The organism is Pseudomonas azotoformans (genome assembly GCF_900103345.1).
Lineage (GTDB): Bacteria > Pseudomonadota > Gammaproteobacteria > Pseudomonadales > Pseudomonadaceae > Aquipseudomonas > Aquipseudomonas azotoformans.
Genome location: NZ_LT629702.1, coordinates 4,910,802 through 4,926,935 on the forward strand (window position 1 = coordinate 4,910,802; position 16,134 = coordinate 4,926,935).

A 16,134-nucleotide genomic window follows, 5' to 3' on the forward strand; every position below is an offset into this window, starting at 1 on the left:
CCTCAATCCCTCGAACAACTCCAGATGAACCTCAGCAGCAGCATGGTGGTGGGCGCCCGTAACTGGCGCAAAATCTGCCAGACCACGCTGGTGAGCTATGGCATCTCCGAAGCCTGCGCCGTGCCGTTGTTGATGATCGGCCGTCTGGGCGACGGTGTGCATCAGGTCAAAGTGGCCCAGGCCTCGGGGATGGAAAGTCCGTCGCTGGTGCGCCTGCTCGACCGGCTGTGCACCGACGGCTACGTGTGCCGTACCGAAGACATCCACGACCGCCGCGCCAAGTCCCTCAGCCTCACCGAGCGTGGCCGTGAGCTGGTGCAAGCGGTGGAGGTGCAGTTGGTGCGCCTGCGCAAGGAAGTGCTGGCCGACATGACCCAAGGTGATATGGAAGCCGCGCTGCGTGTGCTGCGTGCTTTCGAGGCGGCGTCGCTTTGAACGGATTTTTTACCGGTTTCCCGCCCGCCCGTGATTGGTTCTACGGGGTGCGTACCTTCGCGGCCTCGATGATTGCCCTGTACATCGCCATGCTTATGCAAATGCCGCGTCCGTACTGGGCGATGGCGACGGTGTACATCGTGTCCAGCCCGTTTGTCGGCCCGACCAGTTCCAAGGCGCTGTACCGTGCCATCGGCACCTTCATGGGCGCGGCGGCGGCGGTGCTGTTCGTGCCGATGTTCGTGCAGTCGCCCTACATGCTGGTGGTGGTGATTGCCTTGTGGACGGGCACCTTGCTGTTCCTGTCGATGCACTTGCGCACGGCTAACAACTACGCGCTGATGCTCGCTGGTTACACCTTGCCGCTGATCGCCCTGCCGGTGGTGGATAACCCGCTGGCGGTGTGGGATGTCGCCGAAGCGCGTACCGAAGAAATCTTCCTCGGTATCGTGGTAGCAGCGGTGGTGGGCGCGATGTTCTGGCCGCGCCGGCTGATGCCGGTGTTCGATGGCTCGGTGGCCAAGTGGTTTGCCGATGCCCAGGTCTACAGCCAACGCTTTATCACGCGCAATGTGCAGCCTGAAGAAATCAGTACCTTGCGCGGCGGCATGGTCGCCACCTTCAACACCCTCGAATTGATGATCGGCCAGTTGCCTCACGAAGGCGCACGGCCGCAGACGGTGCGCAATACCAAGGAGCTGCGCGGGCGCATGATCCACCTGCTGCCGGTGGTGGACGCCCTCGACGACGCGCTTTATGCCATCGAGCATCGCGCGCCGGAGTTCCTCGATAAAATCACGCCGCTGCTGGAAGCGACCAGCCAGTGGCTGGAGGACACCCAAGAAGCGGCGCCGATGGAACGCTGGCGTGTCCTGCGTGACCAGGTCGACGCCCTGCAACCGACCGGCGAAGCACTCGACGATCGCCACACATTGCTGTTCTCCAACGCGCTGTATCGTCTGGCCGAGTGGATCGACCTGTGGCAAGACTGCCGCAGCCTGCAAGCCGCGATCCAGTGTGAAAGCCAGGACACCTGGCGCGCCGTGTACCGTCACTGGCGCCTGGGCCGGCTCACGCCGTTCCTCGACCGAGGGTTGATGTTCTACTCGGCGTTTTCCACCGTCACCGCGATCATTGTCGCGTCGGTGTTGTGGATTCTGCTCGGCTGGACCGACGGCGGCAGCGCGGTGATCCTGGCAGCCGTCGCCTGCAGCTTTTTCGCCTCGATGGACGACCCGGCGCCGCAGATCTACCGGTTCTTCTTCTGGACCGCCATGTCGGTGTTGTTCGCCAGCCTCTATCTGTTCCTGGTGCTGCCCAACCTGCACGACTTCCCGATGCTGGTGCTGGCCTTTGCGGTGCCGTTCATCTGCATCGGCACGCTCACCGTGCAGCCGCGTTTCTACCTGGGCATGTTGCTGACGCTGGTGAACACCTCGTCGTTCATCAGCATCCAGGGGGCTTACGACGCTGACTTCCTCAACTTTGCCAACGTCAACCTGGCCGGGCCGGTGGGCCTGCTGTTCGCCTTTGTGTGGACGCTGATCGCGCGGCCCTTCGGCGCCGAGCTGGCGGCCAAGCGCCTGACCCGGTTCAGCTGGCGCGACATCGTCAGCCTCACCGAGCCCGCGACCCTGGCCGAACATCGGCACATGGCCGTGCAGATGCTCGACCGCCTGATGCAGCACCTGCCGCGCCTGGCCCTGATCAATCAGGACACCGGCACCGCCCTGCGCGATTTGCGCGTGGCGCTGAACCTGCTCGATTTGCTGGCTTACTCGCCGCGCATCCTCGGCGTGCCGCGGGTGTTGCTCAACCAAGTGGTGGAAGGCGTCGGCGGTTACTTCAAGGCGTGTCTCAAGGCCGGTGAACGCTTGCCCGCGCCCAGCGGTCTGCTGATGACCCTGGACCGCACGCGCCGCGCCCTCAACGGCCAGGGCCTGCAAGACGAAGACGACACCCGTCTGCACTTGTTGCATGCGCTGGCCGGTTTGCGCCTGGCGTTGCTGCCCGGTGTGGAGTTCATTGGCGGCACTGAGATGGAAGCGCCGCTGCCTGATGGAGCGCCTTTATGATCGGTGATCTGGATATCAGCGGGGTGTTCCTGCCCACGCTGCTGGTGCTGATGGGCATTACGTATGTGTTGTTCCTGGTGGTGCACGGGTTGTTGACCCGCCTCCACTTCTATCGCCTGGTCTGGCACCGGGCATTGTTCAATGTGGGGCTCTACGCGCTGTTGCTGGGCGCGGTGGACTCACTCAGTCGATACCTGATGACATGAAAAAACCTTTTTTGACCATCGGCCGCGTAGTCCTCACGTTGTTGATCGTGACGTTTGCGGTCGTCGTGGTGTGGCGCATGGTCATGTACTACATGTTTGCCCCCTGGACCCGTGACGGCCACATCCGTGCCGACATCGTGCAGATCGCGCCGGACGTGTCGGGGCTGATCCAGCGCGTGGACGTGCGCGACAACCAGTTGGTGACCAAGGGCCAGGTGCTGTTTGCCGTGGACCAGGACCGCTTCAAGCTGGCGCTGCGCCAAGCCCAGGCTGCCGTGGCCGACCGCCAGGAAACCCTGGCCCAGGCCCAGCGCGAGTACAAGCGCAACCGAGGCCTGGGCAACCTGGTGCCCAGCGAACAACTGGAAGAAAGCCAGTCCCGCGTGGCCCGTGCCCAGTCGGCCCTGGCCGAAGCCCAAGTGACGGTGGATTCCGCGCAACTGAACCTTGATCGTTCGGTGATCCGCAGCCCCGTGGACGGCTACGTCAACGACCGTGCGCCGCGTACCCAGGAGTTCGTCACCGCCGGGCGCCCGGTGCTGTCAGTGGTGGACAGCAATTCCTTTCACATCGACGGCTATTTTGAAGAGACCAAGCTCGACGGTATCCACGTCGGCATGGGCGTGGACATCCGCGTGATCGGCGACAACGCCCGCCTGCATGGTCACGTGCAAAGCATCGTCGCCGGCATTGAAGACCGCGACCGCAGCAGCGGCTCCAACCTGCTGCCCAACGTCAACCCGGCGTTCAGTTGGGTGCGTCTGGCCCAGCGGATTCCGGTACGCATCGCGTTTGACGATGTGCCGGCGGACTTCCGCATGATCGCCGGGCGTACCGCCACCGTCTCGATCATCGATGACAAGGTCAAAGACGGAGACAAGCCATGAAGCAGCTGCTGGCCACCGCCGCGCTGGGGTTGCTGCTGTCGGCCTGCCAAGTGGTGGGGCCGGATTACACGCTGCCGGAAAAGTCCGCCATCAATCGGGGCGACCTGCAAGGGCAGATCGCCGGCGAGGGTAGCAATGTCGTGTCGGCCCCGGTGCCGGCCGACTGGTGGAAGCTGTACAAGGACCCGCGCCTGGATGAACTGGTGCGCCAGGCCATGGCCTCCAATACCGACTTGCGGGTGGCCGCCGCCAACCTGCAGCGCGCGCGTTTCCAGACCCAGGAAGCTGAATCCGCAGGCGGCTGGAGTGCGGGCGCCAAGGCCGAGGCCCAGCGTCTGCAGGAATCCGGCGAGGCATTTTTGCTGACGGAAAAAGTCCCGGTGGCCAACATCGGCAGCGTGGGCATCACCACCTCGTATCAGTTCGATTTGTTCGGCGCCTTGCAGCGCGGTATCGAAAGCGCCCAGGCCAACGCGGATGCGGCTCAGGCCGCTGCCGACATCGCCCGCATCACCCTGGTGGCGGATGTGGTGCGCTCCTACACCCAGGTGTGCGCGGCCAACGAAGAGTTGGCCATCGCCAACGAGTCCCTCGACCTGCAAGCCCAGAGTACTAAGCTGACGCAGCGCCTGCGTGATGCCGGGCGGGGCGATGAAACCCAGGTCACCCGCTCGCAGACCCAATACAAATCCCTGCGCGCCGACATGCCGCGCTACGAAGCGGCGCGCCAGGCCGGTTTGTTCCGCCTGTCGATGCTGCTGGCCAAGCCGGTGGACCAATTGCCGGCCGGCACGAGCAGCTGCGCCGAGCTGCCGCATATCGCGCAATTGCTGCCGGTGGGCGATGGCGCGACATTGCTCAAACGCCGCCCCGATGTACGCCAGGCCGAACGCCAACTGGCCGCCGCCACCGCGCGTATCGGTGTGGCCACCGCTGCGCTGTACCCGGACATCAGCATCGGCGCCACTGTTGGCACCGTCGGCATACTGGATGACTTGGGCACGGCGCCCACCAACCGCTGGGGCTTCGGCCCGATGATCAGTTGGACAGTGCCGACCAACGGCGCCCGTGCGCGTATCCACGAAGCCGAAGCCGCGACCCAGGGCGCCCTGGCGCACTTCGACGGCGTGGTGCTCAATGCCATCCGCGAAACCCAGACCGGCCTTGCGCAATACACCGCGCAACTGCAACGCCGTGATGCCCTGAATGAGGCCGGCGAGTCGGCGAAGGAAGCGGCGGGGCAGACCCATCGCTTCTTCCAGGCCGGTCGCGCGTCGTTCCTGGCGGATCTGCAAGCCACCCGCACCTATACCGATGTGCGCGCACAGCTGGCAGCGGCCAACACCCAGGTTGCCATGAGCCAGATCGATCTGTTCCTGGCCCTGGGCGGCGGGTGGGAAAGCGGACGAACGCAAGCGTCACAGCCCGGCAAACCCTGAGCTAAAAGCTATGCTTGGTCAGGTGGGGCGCCGTGACGCTTCACCTGACACTGCTCGCGTTTGCTCATGGGGATTCCAATAATGAAAAACCCTTATGCTCCCGCTTTCTGGTGCGTGCTCTTCGCACTGGTGCTGTTATCGGCTGCTTATTTCTACGGCGTCATGTTGGCTCACCAACTCGACAAGGCCATGGTGTTTCTCGACAGCGCCTGTCTGGTGATCGGCACCCTGTCCATCGGTGTGGTGGCCTGGGCCTCCTACCAAAATCAGCGGGTGAAGCGAAAGCTCCTCGAACAGGGCAAGACCCGTGTGGCGATCTGGGACACCAAGGTCGCGCTGCGCCGGGTCGAGACCGTGTTCGACCGCTATTTCTGGGGCAGCTATTGGCAGCCGGGGCGTACCTTCCAGGAAGTCATGGGCGACCTCACCGGCACCCCCCTGGAAAAAAGCCTCGAAGTCCTGAAAAAACAGTGCGTGGCGCTCGACCGGCAAGTGGCTGACGGTCGGCACTGGCTGAACAACGCGCGGGAATTGTCCGATGTGGCCACGCAAATGGCTCGCGAGCGCTACCAGCTGGACTTCTGCGACCCCAAGGCCGATACCCCGGGCAACGCCGTGATACACCGCGAGTTTGAGGTGCTGGTGTACACCTGGACGGCGCGGTTGAAGAGTTTCGACCACCAGTTGGATGAAATTGAGTTGGAGTACTCCTGAACTCCTGCTGAACTGATCCCTCTGAAAAGCTGGGCCGTTCGCGGCCCCCAGTGCTAATCTTCCCCCGTTTTCGGCGGGCTTGAGCCAACCCCCTCGGGGTTCAAGGAAGACAGCCCACTTCTCACAGGATTTGATCAGGTCACTTCATGAATAAGCCAGCAGTCGTTCTTTTGGGTTTTGTTGTCGCCGTGGGCGTCGTCAGCGCAGGCGGTGCCTGGTACACCGGCAAGCAGTTGGAGCCGGTGCTGCAAACGGCCGTGAAGGACGCCAACAAGGAACTGCAACGCTCCATGGCGGGCGTCGACGGCAGCGCCACCCTGGAGCTGGTGTCCCTGGACCGTGGCCTGTTCAGCAGCACCGCGCACTATCGCCTCAAGGGCCAGGGCTCGGTCTTCGGCGAACAGAACCCGAACCCTGAGCTGCTGATTGTCGACCATATCGAACACGGCCCGCTTCCATTCTCGCGCCTGGTGTCGCTGAAATGGCTGCCGGTCATGGCCACCAGTCACTATGCACTGGAAAAGAACGCCACCACCGAGAAGTGGTTCGCCGCCGCCAAAGATGTGTCGCCGCTCAAAGGCGTGGCCAATATCGGCTACAGCCGCTCGGTGAACGGTAATCTCGAACTGCTGCCCCTGGAGTTCAAGGACGAGACGTCTTCTGTGAGCTTCTCCGGCCTCAACCTGGACTTCGACAGCACTGCCGAAGGCAAGAAGGTCAAGGTGGATGGCTACATGAACAGCCTCAAGCTGGCCGTCGTTGACGCCAATGGCGCGCCGTTCAACGCCGAATTCGCCGGCCTGACCGTGGCCAGCAACCTGGAGAAATCCACCTTCGGCTTCTACACCGGGCAGAACACCGTAGAGCTGACGGACACCAAGCTCACCTTCGGCCCGCAGAAAGCCGTGCTGACCCTCAAGGGCTTCGAGCAGAAAGACTCCAGCGAAGTCAAAGACAACAACATGGCTGGCCGCGTCGATTACAAGATCGACGAGATCGGCTACCAGGGCAAACCGGTCGGCTCTGCCGCCATGGCCCTGAGCCTGAAGAACATCGATGTGCCATCGGGCCTGGTGTTGACCAAGCTGTACCAGGACAAGATGCAGCCGGTGCAAGCCGCTGCGGCCGCCGGCCAACCGGTGCCGGAGCTGCAACTGACCGAAGCCGAGCAGACCCTGGCCGAAGCCAACGTCAACCAGTTGCTGGCCGCCAAGCCACACCTGGCGCTGGAAAACCTGTCGCTGAAAACCACCCACGGCGAAAGCAAATTCAACCTGGTGCTGGACTTGGCCAAGCCAACTTCCATGGAGCTGCCGCCGGTTGAACTGGGCAAGCAAATGGTCTCGCTGCTGGACGCGAACCTGACGCTGTCCAAGCCGATGATTGCTGACGTTGCTGCGCTGCAGGCGCAGGTCGGCGGTGTGACCGACCCTAAAGCCATCGAGCAGCAATCCCAGATGGCCAGCGAGATGGTCAGCGGCATGGCCGTTGGTACGCAACTGGCGACGCTGGTGGGCAGCGACGTGGTCTCCAAACTTCACTACGCCAACAATGAAGTGACCTTCAACGGCCAGAAGATGACCGTGGAGCAGTTCATTGGCTTCGTGATGTCCAAGGTCGGTGCGGTTGGCGGCGCGCAGTAAAGATTTTGCCATTGCCCTGAAATAAAAAATGGGGGAGCGGGGTTACCCGCGATAAGGGTCAAACCGTCGACACTCATGTCGGCTGGTAACCCTCTATCGCAGGTAACTTCGCTCCCCCATTCGTATTTCAGACTTGTAGGGCAATTCTGAACAATTGTTCTGAATTGTCCTTTTTCATATAGGCGTCGGGGATAGTTCATACAGGAAAGCTAGGTCGGGTCACGAGACGCCGACACCCTGATGCAAATTGCTCAGGACCACCTATCGTTAAGGCTTTCCGTGTGTAAGGAAGCTCACGATATGCTGCGAAACCTCCCACTCAGTGCCTCAGGCCGGCTACGGCTGCTCATCGGGGTAACCTTGTGCAGCCAGTTGCTGATGCCCACCTTCGCCATGGCCGACCCGGCCTATGACGCCCTGATCATCCAGGCGCGCAACGGCAACTTCACCCCCGCCCTGACCCAATTGCGCCAATGGCCAGCCGAGCGCCAGACGCCAGGCCAGATCAGCGACCACCTGGTGATCGCCGGTTGGGCCGGCCAGGATGCCGAAGTGCTGAAGGTGTACGAGGCTCAGGGGCAGAATCGGAACCTGACTGCCCAGGCGCTGGCCACGGTTGCGCGCACGTATCGTAACCAGAAGCAGTGGGCGCAGGCCGAAGCGGTGTATCGCAAGGCGCTGTTGCGTGAGCCGAATAATGTCGACCTGCAACTGGGCCTGGCCCTCACGGAGGCTGACGGTGGCAAGGCCAGCGAAGCGGTGCAACGCACCCGTGCACTGGTGGCCGCAAAGCCCGACGACCCCAACCGCCGTATGGCGCTGGGCTACGCGCTGACCCGTACAGGCTTGCAGTACGACGCCCTGTTTGAATTCGACCAAGCCTTTATCCGTGCCGGCGACAAACCGGAGGTCGCCCGCGAATACGTGGTCGCCCTGCAAAAGGCCCGTCTGCCGCAGCCGGCGTTGCGCCTGTCGGCCCAGCGTCCGGGGCTGGTCGATCCGGTGACCCAGCGTCGCCTCGAAGGTGACCTGGCCGCCGAGCGCGTGCGCATCGCCGAGTTCGCCACGCGTACCGAAAAAGAACGCTATGTCATCGCCGACCGTGCGCTCCAGGACTACGACAAGCTCCTCGCCCGCTGGACCCCGGACGCCACCGCCCATGACGACGTGGTGATCTGGCGCATCGACCGCCTGGGCGCGCTCAAGGCACGGGCGCGTACCGCTGAGGTGATCCGCGAATACGAGACCCTCCAGGCCGAAGGCGTGCGGTTGCCCACCTACGCCAAGCGTTGGGTGGCCGCGTCGTACCTCGACCAGCGTCTGCCGGAAAAGGCCGCACCGTTGTACCGCGAGGCGCTGGACGCACCCGATGCGGACGTGGGCGACCGTGTTGAAGACACCACCGCGCTGTTCTACGCCTTGCTCGAAAACGACCAGGTGGATGAAGCACGTGCGGTCGCCAAGCATTTGGCCGACACCCAGAAACCAAGGGTTGAACTCAAGGGGCTGCCGATTGGCAACCCGAACGATGAGTGGATGGACGCCCAGCAATTGTCCGCGCAGGCCGGCACCTACGGCGCCGACCTGCCCTCCAGCGAAAAAGCCTTGGACGACCTGGTGAGCAAGGCCCCAGGCAGCATCGGCCTGCGCCTGGCGCAAGCGGAAATGTACCGCGCCCGTGACTGGCCTCGACGCGCTGAACGCTCGCTCAAGGAAACAGAGGCCCAGGCCCCACGCGACATTGGCCTGGAAGTGAGTCAGGCCTACACGGCGCTGGACCTGCAGGAGTGGCGCCAACTCGACATCCTCACCGACGACGTGGTCGCCCGTAACCCCGACAACCGCCAGGTGCAGCGCCTGCAACGCCTGCGCGAAGTGCATGACATGGCCGAGCTGCGGGTCGAGGCCTACACCGGTAAAAGCTTCGGCGGTGGCAGCAACGGCGATGCCGGAGCTGTCTCGGGTAGCCGCGACTGGGGTATTGAAAGCCGCCTCTACACGCCGCCCATCGACGAGGACTGGCGCTTGTTCGCCGGTGCCGGCTATGCCCGCGCCACGTTCGAAGAGGGCACCGGGCAGCATCGTTGGCAGGTGGTCGGTGTCGAGCGGCGGACCCGCGACATGACCATTGAGGCCGAGGTCTCCAACCATTCCTACGGCGATGGCTCAAAACAAGGCGCCGCCGTGTCGATTGCCCGCGACATCAACGACACCTGGCAATACGGCGGTAGCCTCGGCTACCTGCTGTCCACCACCCCATTGCGGGCGTTGAATGACGGGATCACAGCCAACGGCGGCAGCGGTTTCATCCGCTGGCGCGCCAATGAAAGCCGCGAATGGAAACTGACCCTCAGCCCTTCCCATTTCAGCGACGGCAACGACCGCTTCGAAGCCTTGCTCAGTGGCCGCGAAGGCCTCTACAGCTCGCCGAAAGTGCAAGTGGACCTGGGCCTGGAAGTCGGCGCCAGCCGCAACAGCAAGGAAGACACGATCTACTTCAACCCGAAGTCGGACTTCACCGTGTTGCCGGTCCTCAATATCAACCATGTCCTCTATCACCGCTACGAGACCCAGTGGAGTCAGCAGTTCCAGGTCGGTGCGGGTACCTACAGCCAGCGGGACTATTCCACCGGTGGCATCGGTCTGGTGGGCTACGGCCAACGCTATCGCTGGAACGATGTCCTGGACGCCGGCGCCAACCTGAGCCTGATCAGCCGACCTTACGACGGCAATCGCGAACGCGATCTGCGTCTGCTCGTCGACCTCACTTACCGTTTCTAGAAGAGCCTGACCATGACCGTCTTCAGCCGTTGCCTGTTGATCCTGGGTGTAATGCTGGCCAGTGCCTGCGCCCAGCAACCCGCGCCTTTCACGCCACCCGCCGAGCGGCCGACACCGGTCAATGAAGCGCCGTGGCCGAAAAACCATTTCCTGGGCATTGCCTACCACGACGTCGAGGATCGCGACCCCGATCAGGCGGTGGTAGCGGTGCGTACCGAGCGTTTGATCGAGCAGCTGGCCTGGCTGCGCGAGAACGGCTACCAGGCGGTCAGCGTCGACCAGATCCTGGCGGCCCGCAACGGTGGGCCGGCATTGCCGCCCAAAGCCATCATGCTCAGCTTCGATGACGGCTACTCCAGTTTCTACACCCGGGTGATGCCGGTGCTGCGCGCCTATCGCTGGCCTGCGCTGCTGGCGCCGGTGGGCTACTGGATTGACACGCCGATGAACCAACCGGTGGACTTCGCCGGCCAACCACGGCCACGTGGCGAGTTCCTCACCTGGCAGCAGATCCGCGAAGTGTCGCAGTCGGGCCTGGTGGAAATCGCCGCGCACACCGACAACAACCACAAAGGCATCCTGGCCAACCCCCAGGGCAACCTGGAGCCGGCGGCGACTTCGCTGCGCTTTGACCCAGCCACCGGCCGCTATGAAAGCCAGGCGCAGTTCGATGCGCGCATGCGGGCCGACGTCGTGGCCATCTCGAACAAGATCCAGAACGTCACCGGCAAAAAACCACGGGTGTGGGTATGGCCGTACGGTGCTGCCAAGGGCACCTCGCTGGCGATCATTGGCGAGCAGGGCTACCAGATGGCCCTGACCCTGGAAGATGGTCTCGACAGCTCTAACGACTTGATGAACAGCCCGCGCTTCCTGGTGGCTTCCGACCCGGATGGCGAACACTTCGCCAACAGCATCGTCGCGGCGCAAACCAAGGCACCGATGCGCGTGTTGCATGTGGACCTGGATAACGTCTACGACCCAGACCCGGCCCAGCAAGCGCGCAACCTCGACCAGTTGGTGCAACGCGTGGTGGACATGGGCGCGGGCACCGTGTTCCTGCAAGCCTTCGCCGACCCCAAGGGTGACGGCCTGGTGCATGAACTGTACTTCCCCAACCGCCACCTGCCGGTGCGTGCCGACCTGTTCAACCGCGTCTCCTGGCAGTTGCACACCCGGGCTCATGCTGCGGTGTACGCGTGGATGCCGGTGCTCAGCTTTGCCCTCGACCCCAAGCTGCCACGCGTGACGCGTTGGGACCCGAAGACCGGCCAGGTCGGCCTCGACCCGGACCAATACAAACGCCTGTCGCCGTTTGACCCGCAGGTGCGCAAGATCATCGGTGAGATCTACGAAGACCTGGCGCGCAACAACGCCATCGACGGTGTGCTGTACCACGACGATGCGGTGTTCAACGATTTTGAAGATGCCAGCCCTGCTGCGCTCAAGGCGTATGTCGCCGCCGGTCTGCCGGGCACGATCCAGGCCTTGCGTGCCGACCCGGCGGTGATGCAACGCTGGACGCGCTTCAAGAGCCGCTACCTGATCGACTTCACCAAGGAGCTGACCGCCAAGGTCCGCGCCATCGGTGGGCCGCAGTTGCTGACGGCGCGCAATATCTTCGCCGAGCCGATGCTCAACCCAGGCAGCGAAGCCTGGTTCGCGCAGAACCTCGATGACTTCCTCCAGACCTACGACTGGACGGCGCCCATGGCCATGCCACTGATGGAAGGCCAGGAATACAAGACCTCCAACGCCTGGCTGGAGAAGCTGGTGGCGACGGTCAAGGCACGCCCTGGCGCGCTGGAGCGCACCGTATTCGAACTGCAAGCCAAAGACTGGCGCACCAAGGCCGCACCGGACATCGACAGCCAACAGATGGCTGAATGGATGGGTGTGCTCAAGCGCCAGGGTGTCACCAGTTTTGGCTACTACCCGGACAACTTCCTGGAAAACTCCCCGGACCTGAAGACTGTGCGTCCGGCCCTTTCCAACCAATGGAACCCTTGACCATGTTCGATAGAATCCTGGCTTTATTCGTGCTGGCATTGGTATTGGGTGTGCCCCTGGGCCTGATCTTCCTGGTCACCGGGCAGTTCCTGATGGACTTTGTGTTTTTCTACCCGCTGTTCATGTCGGCGTTGTGGATCGCCGGCGGCCTGTACTTCTGGCTGCACTGGGAGCGCCACTGGCCCTGGGAAGAGGACACCCCGGCGCCAACCCTGGCCGGCAACCCGCTGATCTCGATCATCATCCCTTGCTACAACGAAGGCGATAACGCCGCCGATACCATTCATGCGGCGCTGGGTCAGCTGTACCCGAACATCGAAGTGATCGCGGTGAATGACGGCTCCAAGGACAACACCGCCGCCGTACTTGATGCCCTGGCATTGGAGAATCCGCGCCTGCGCGTGCTGCACCTGGCGCAGAACCAGGGCAAGGCCGTGGCCCTGCGCATGGGCGCCGTGGCGGCGCGCAGCGAATACCTGGTGTGCATCGATGGCGATGCGCTGCTCGACAAAAACGCCGCGGCCTACATGGTCGCGCCAATGCTCGACAACCCGCGTCTGGGCGCCGTCACCGGCAACCCACGCATCCGCACGCGCTCGACGCTGATCGGTCGAGTGCAAGTCGGCGAGTTCTCTTCGATCATCGGCTTGATCAAGCGTACGCAACGGGTGTTCGGCCGGATCTTCACGGTGTCGGGTGTGGTGGTAGCGTTCCGTAAAAAGGCGCTGGACCGCATCGACTACTGGAGCACTGACATGATCACCGAGGACATCGATGTCAGTTGGAAGCTGCAGCTCGATCACTGGAGCATCTTCTACGAGCCTCGCGCGCTGTGCTGGATCCTGATGCCCGAAACCGTCGGCGGCCTGTGGAAGCAGCGCCTGCGTTGGGCCCAGGGCGGTGCCGAAGTGCTGTTCAAGAACATCCGTGGCATCTGGCAATGGCGTCATCGCTACCTGTGGCCGCTGTTGTTCGAGTACTGCCTGTCCACCGGTTGGGCGTTTACCTTCCTGTTGTCCGTGATCTTCTACGTGCTCGGCAAATTCATGGTGCTGCCACCGGCCATTACCGTGGACTCGCTGGTACCGCCGGCGTTTACCGGGCTGGTGCTGGCGATGGTGTGCCTGGTGCAGTTCGCGGTGAGCATCATGATCGACCGCCGCTACGAGAAAGACCTGTGGAAAACCCTGTTCTGGACCGTGTGGTACCCGATGGTGTTCTGGCTGGTGAGCCTGTTCACCACCCTGGTCAGTTTCCCCAAGGTGCTGTTCAACCAGCATCAGAAGCGTGCGCGCTGGGTCAGCCCTGATCGCGGCATCAAACCTACCGAAGAGGAGGCGTGATCATGAAACTGGTCAGAACCCGCCAGCGTTTGGTGATGTGGATCATTGATGTGCTACTGACCCTGGCCGCTTGGGCAGGGTTGATCTGGCTGCTGGCGCGCGGGATCACCTCGATGCTGGAGACTCACGGTGGGCCGCGCATCGAGGCGCCGATCTTTGCCGCGCTCAATACCCTGCAGGTGTACCTGTGGATTGCATTGTTCAACGCCGTGATCCTGGTCACTTGGGCGCGCTACCAGCAACGCAAGGGACGCAAGTTTGCCCAGCGCCGTGCCGAGGGCAACGCCCTCAGCGACAAGCGCCTGAGCGAGAGCTTCAGCCTCGGTGAAGGGGACCTGGAGCAGTTGCGCCGACCTGGGGTGTTGGTCATCCAGAATGACGACGAGGGCGGTGTGGCGGGTGTGAAGTCCCATGTCTCGCGTGATGTAGAAAAGCCGGGGCTGACCCTGGTGCCCGGCAAGGACCAGAACAAAGACGCCAGCTGAGCCAGTGCGCTGTAAGGTCGTTCCCATGCAAGGTGGGAACGACCTCGGTTAATCCCGACAAGTGGGATCCAATTCACAAAACGCCCGCGAACTTTTCTGCTTTTTCCGGTACTAACTTATCTCGACGAGAACTTGATGGCCAATTAGTGGCAATTAATAAGTTCTCCGATGAATCGCGATCAATAGTGCTGTCGCTGGTCGGAATAATACTTCCGATGACACGCCGTACATCTATCTGATTAAATTTACTTGTTATTAATCAATGGCTTGTGTGAATAACTAGTGCGAATGTGCAACTAGCTCGGTGTTTTGAGTGAGTGCAAGTTCGATGTTAGTTTGCCGGCCCTTGATTTTCGACGGATCGAACATGTCTTTGTTATTGCCACGGACCCGGTACTTTCTGTGCACTTTCCTGCTCGCTTATTTGAGCCTGAACAGCGCCACGGCCGCCCCTACGCCAGGGGATCAGGACCTGATCCGCGACCGCCAGAACCGACTTCTGGAAGAGCAGCGTCGACGCCTGGAAGAACTCCAGGACCTGCCTGGCAAAGAAGCCAAGCCCCAGGCTCCCGCCACGCCGGTCGACACCCGCTGCTTCCCGATCAAAGACATCGAGCTCAAGGGCGCCGACAGCCTGTCCGGCGCCGACCGCACGCGTCTGCTCAAGCCCTATATCGGCAAATGCCTGGGCGTGGCGCAGCTCAATGAGCTGCTCAAGGTGATCACCGACTACTACATCGCCAAGGGCCGCGTCACCAGCCGTGCCTACCTGCCGCAACAGGATCTTTCCAGCGGCCACCTGCAGGTGTTGGTGGTGGAAGGCAAGCTCGAAGGCTTGAAAGGCGCCCAAGGCAGCACCGTCACCGACCGCGAACTGGCCATGGCCTTTCCCGGCAAGGTCGGCGAGGCGCTGAACCTGCGGGAGGTCGAGCAACTGGTGGATCAACTGAGCCGCTTGCCGTCCAGGCAGGCGCAGATGGAATTGACCCCCGGCAGCCAGATCGGCGGCAGCGAAGTGCTGGTCAAGAACACCCCTCAAAAGCCCTGGCGCGCCAGCCTGTCGCGCAATAACGACGGGCAGAAAAGCACCGGCGAACAGCAATGGGGCGCAGGCCTGGAATGGGACAGTCCCCTGGGCCTGGCCGATCAACTGATACTGCGCGGTGGCCACGACGCCATCAGCGACCACCAGAAAACCTCGAAAAACAGCATGCTGTATTACAACGTGCCGTGGGGCTGGTGGAACTTCAGTTACACCTACAGCGAGAGCGACTACCGCACGCCGGGCGACCTTGACGGCTACAAGTACAAGCAGACAGGCGACAGCCAGAACCACCAGCTGCGTGCCGAGCGCGTGGTGCATCGCGATGACGTGAGCAAGACCTCGGTCAATGTCGGCCTGACCCATCTGCGCACCAACAACTACTTCAACGACGAGCGCCTGGACGTCAGCAGCAACCGCCTCAGCGAGTTCCAGGTGGGCATCACCCATGGACGCCGCATCGGCAGCGCCTTCGTCAACCTGGATGTCGGCATGCAGAACGGCACTGGTGCCTTTGACGCCCAGAAGGATGACCAGGAACGTATCCGCGGCAACCTCACCCCCACCCCGCGCTACCGCAAATACACCGCCACGGTGAGCTACCTGCAACCTTTCACGCTGTGGGGCGAATCGTTGAGCTTTTCCAGCCTGGCCACCGGGCAGCGCAGTGAAGACGTGTTGTACCCGGCGCAACGCATGAGCCTCGGCGGCTCGTACTCAGTGCGCGGGTTCAAGGACCAGCAACTGACCGGCGACAGCGGCGGCTACTGGCGCAACGAAGTGCGCTGGGCCCGCCCGGTTACCCTCGACTGGATGCGCCCGGCCTTTGTCGAATACGGCGCCAGCGTCGGTTACGACCAAGGCGTGATTCGCCACGATCGTTACAACGATGACCAGCACGGCCGGGTGTCGAGTAACTCCCTCGAGCTGTTCGCCCGCGGCAAAAACGTCAGCACCAGCGTGACCTTTGCCCATTCCCTGGAGCGACCTGGCGTGATGACCGAGCGCGAAGCGCCGATCTATTTCCGCCTGGATTTCTACCTGTAATTCAACGCCCGCTGCCTTGAGATTTTG

12 protein-coding genes are annotated in these 16,134 nt (G+C 62.6%); all 12 read left to right on the forward strand.

All coding sequences use genetic code 11. From position 1 onward, the window contains the following. Nucleotides 1-24 precede the first annotated feature (24 nt). The 12 genes from BLR69_RS22385 to BLR69_RS22440 all read left to right on the forward strand — a co-directional run bounded on the left by BLR69_RS22385 (nucleotide 25) and on the right by BLR69_RS22440 (nucleotide 16,107). The gene (locus BLR69_RS22385; protein ID WP_058425810.1) at nucleotides 25-435 is read left to right on the forward strand and encodes a MarR family winged helix-turn-helix transcriptional regulator; all 411 of its coding nucleotides are present in this window, start codon (nucleotides 25-27) and stop codon (nucleotides 433-435) included. Next, a complete protein-coding gene (locus BLR69_RS22390; protein WP_071493233.1) occupies nucleotides 432-2,510 on the forward strand; it encodes an FUSC family protein in 2,079 nt (692 codons plus the stop codon). The genes BLR69_RS22385 and BLR69_RS22390 overlap by 4 nt, the downstream gene beginning before the upstream one ends. Further along, nucleotides 2,507-2,716 (forward strand): DUF1656 domain-containing protein, encoded by a 210-nt coding sequence (locus BLR69_RS22395; RefSeq protein WP_010214247.1) that lies wholly within the window; start codon nucleotides 2,507-2,509, stop codon nucleotides 2,714-2,716. The genes BLR69_RS22390 and BLR69_RS22395 overlap by 4 nt, the downstream gene beginning before the upstream one ends. Next, nucleotides 2,713-3,603, forward strand: coding sequence for an efflux RND transporter periplasmic adaptor subunit (locus BLR69_RS22400; RefSeq protein WP_071493232.1), 891 nt, complete (start codon nucleotides 2,713-2,715; stop codon nucleotides 3,601-3,603). The genes BLR69_RS22395 and BLR69_RS22400 overlap by 4 nt, the downstream gene beginning before the upstream one ends. After that, on the forward strand, nucleotides 3,600-5,042 hold the full coding sequence (locus BLR69_RS22405) for an efflux transporter outer membrane subunit (protein WP_071493231.1): 1,443 nt from the start codon (nucleotides 3,600-3,602) through the stop codon (nucleotides 5,040-5,042). The genes BLR69_RS22400 and BLR69_RS22405 overlap by 4 nt, the downstream gene beginning before the upstream one ends. 81 nt (nucleotides 5,043-5,123) lie before the next feature. After that, nucleotides 5,124-5,756, forward strand: coding sequence for a hypothetical protein (locus BLR69_RS22410; protein WP_058425806.1), 633 nt, complete (start codon nucleotides 5,124-5,126; stop codon nucleotides 5,754-5,756). 146 nt (nucleotides 5,757-5,902) lie between these two features. Beyond that, nucleotides 5,903-7,399 carry a YdgA family protein gene (locus BLR69_RS22415; RefSeq protein WP_071493230.1) on the forward strand — a complete coding sequence of 499 codons (1,497 nt, stop codon included), beginning with the start codon at nucleotides 5,903-5,905 and terminating at the stop codon, nucleotides 7,397-7,399. Between the two features lie 300 nt (nucleotides 7,400-7,699). Beyond that, nucleotides 7,700-10,180 (forward strand): poly-beta-1,6 N-acetyl-D-glucosamine export porin PgaA, encoded by a 2,481-nt coding sequence (gene pgaA, locus BLR69_RS22420; RefSeq protein ID WP_071493229.1) that lies wholly within the window; start codon nucleotides 7,700-7,702, stop codon nucleotides 10,178-10,180. A 12-nt stretch (nucleotides 10,181-10,192) separates the two neighbouring features. Next, nucleotides 10,193-12,190, forward strand: a complete 1,998-nt coding sequence (pgaB, locus tag BLR69_RS22425) for a poly-beta-1,6-N-acetyl-D-glucosamine N-deacetylase PgaB (RefSeq protein WP_071493228.1) — start codon at nucleotides 10,193-10,195, stop codon at nucleotides 12,188-12,190. Nucleotides 12,191-12,192: 2 nt separating this feature from the next. After that, a complete protein-coding gene (pgaC, locus tag BLR69_RS22430) occupies nucleotides 12,193-13,533 on the forward strand; it encodes a poly-beta-1,6-N-acetyl-D-glucosamine synthase (protein WP_071493227.1) in 1,341 nt (446 codons plus the stop codon). 2 nt (nucleotides 13,534-13,535) lie between these two features. Continuing rightward, nucleotides 13,536-14,018: a poly-beta-1,6-N-acetyl-D-glucosamine biosynthesis protein PgaD gene (gene pgaD / locus BLR69_RS22435; RefSeq protein ID WP_071493226.1), complete on the forward strand. Its 483-nt coding sequence runs from the start codon at nucleotides 13,536-13,538 to the stop codon at nucleotides 14,016-14,018. A 367-nt stretch (nucleotides 14,019-14,385) separates the two neighbouring features. Then, nucleotides 14,386-16,107, forward strand: a complete 1,722-nt coding sequence (locus BLR69_RS22440; protein WP_071493225.1) for a ShlB/FhaC/HecB family hemolysin secretion/activation protein — start codon at nucleotides 14,386-14,388, stop codon at nucleotides 16,105-16,107. Nucleotides 16,108-16,134: the final 27 nt, after the last annotated feature.

Excerpts from the sequence above, each read along its gene's own strand:
- pgaA (WP_071493229.1), top strand. The coding sequence starts at position 7,700 with ATGCTGCGAAACCTCCCACTCAGTGCCTCAGGCCGGCTACGGCTGCTC.
- pgaD (WP_071493226.1), top strand. The coding sequence starts at position 13,536 with ATGAAACTGGTCAGAACCCGCCAGCGTTTGGTGATGTGGATCATTGAT.
- BLR69_RS22385 (WP_058425810.1), top strand. The coding sequence starts at position 25 with ATGAACCTCAGCAGCAGCATGGTGGTGGGCGCCCGTAACTGGCGCAAA.
- pgaC (WP_071493227.1), top strand. The coding sequence starts at position 12,193 with ATGTTCGATAGAATCCTGGCTTTATTCGTGCTGGCATTGGTATTGGGT.
- BLR69_RS22415 (WP_071493230.1), top strand. The coding sequence starts at position 5,903 with ATGAATAAGCCAGCAGTCGTTCTTTTGGGTTTTGTTGTCGCCGTGGGC.
- BLR69_RS22400 (WP_071493232.1), top strand. The coding sequence starts at position 2,713 with ATGAAAAAACCTTTTTTGACCATCGGCCGCGTAGTCCTCACGTTGTTG.
- BLR69_RS22395 (WP_010214247.1), top strand. The coding sequence starts at position 2,507 with ATGATCGGTGATCTGGATATCAGCGGGGTGTTCCTGCCCACGCTGCTG.
- pgaB (WP_071493228.1), top strand. The coding sequence starts at position 10,193 with ATGACCGTCTTCAGCCGTTGCCTGTTGATCCTGGGTGTAATGCTGGCC.
- BLR69_RS22410 (WP_058425806.1), top strand. The coding sequence starts at position 5,124 with ATGAAAAACCCTTATGCTCCCGCTTTCTGGTGCGTGCTCTTCGCACTG.
- BLR69_RS22405 (WP_071493231.1), top strand. The coding sequence starts at position 3,600 with ATGAAGCAGCTGCTGGCCACCGCCGCGCTGGGGTTGCTGCTGTCGGCC.
- BLR69_RS22440 (WP_071493225.1), top strand. The coding sequence starts at position 14,386 with ATGTCTTTGTTATTGCCACGGACCCGGTACTTTCTGTGCACTTTCCTG.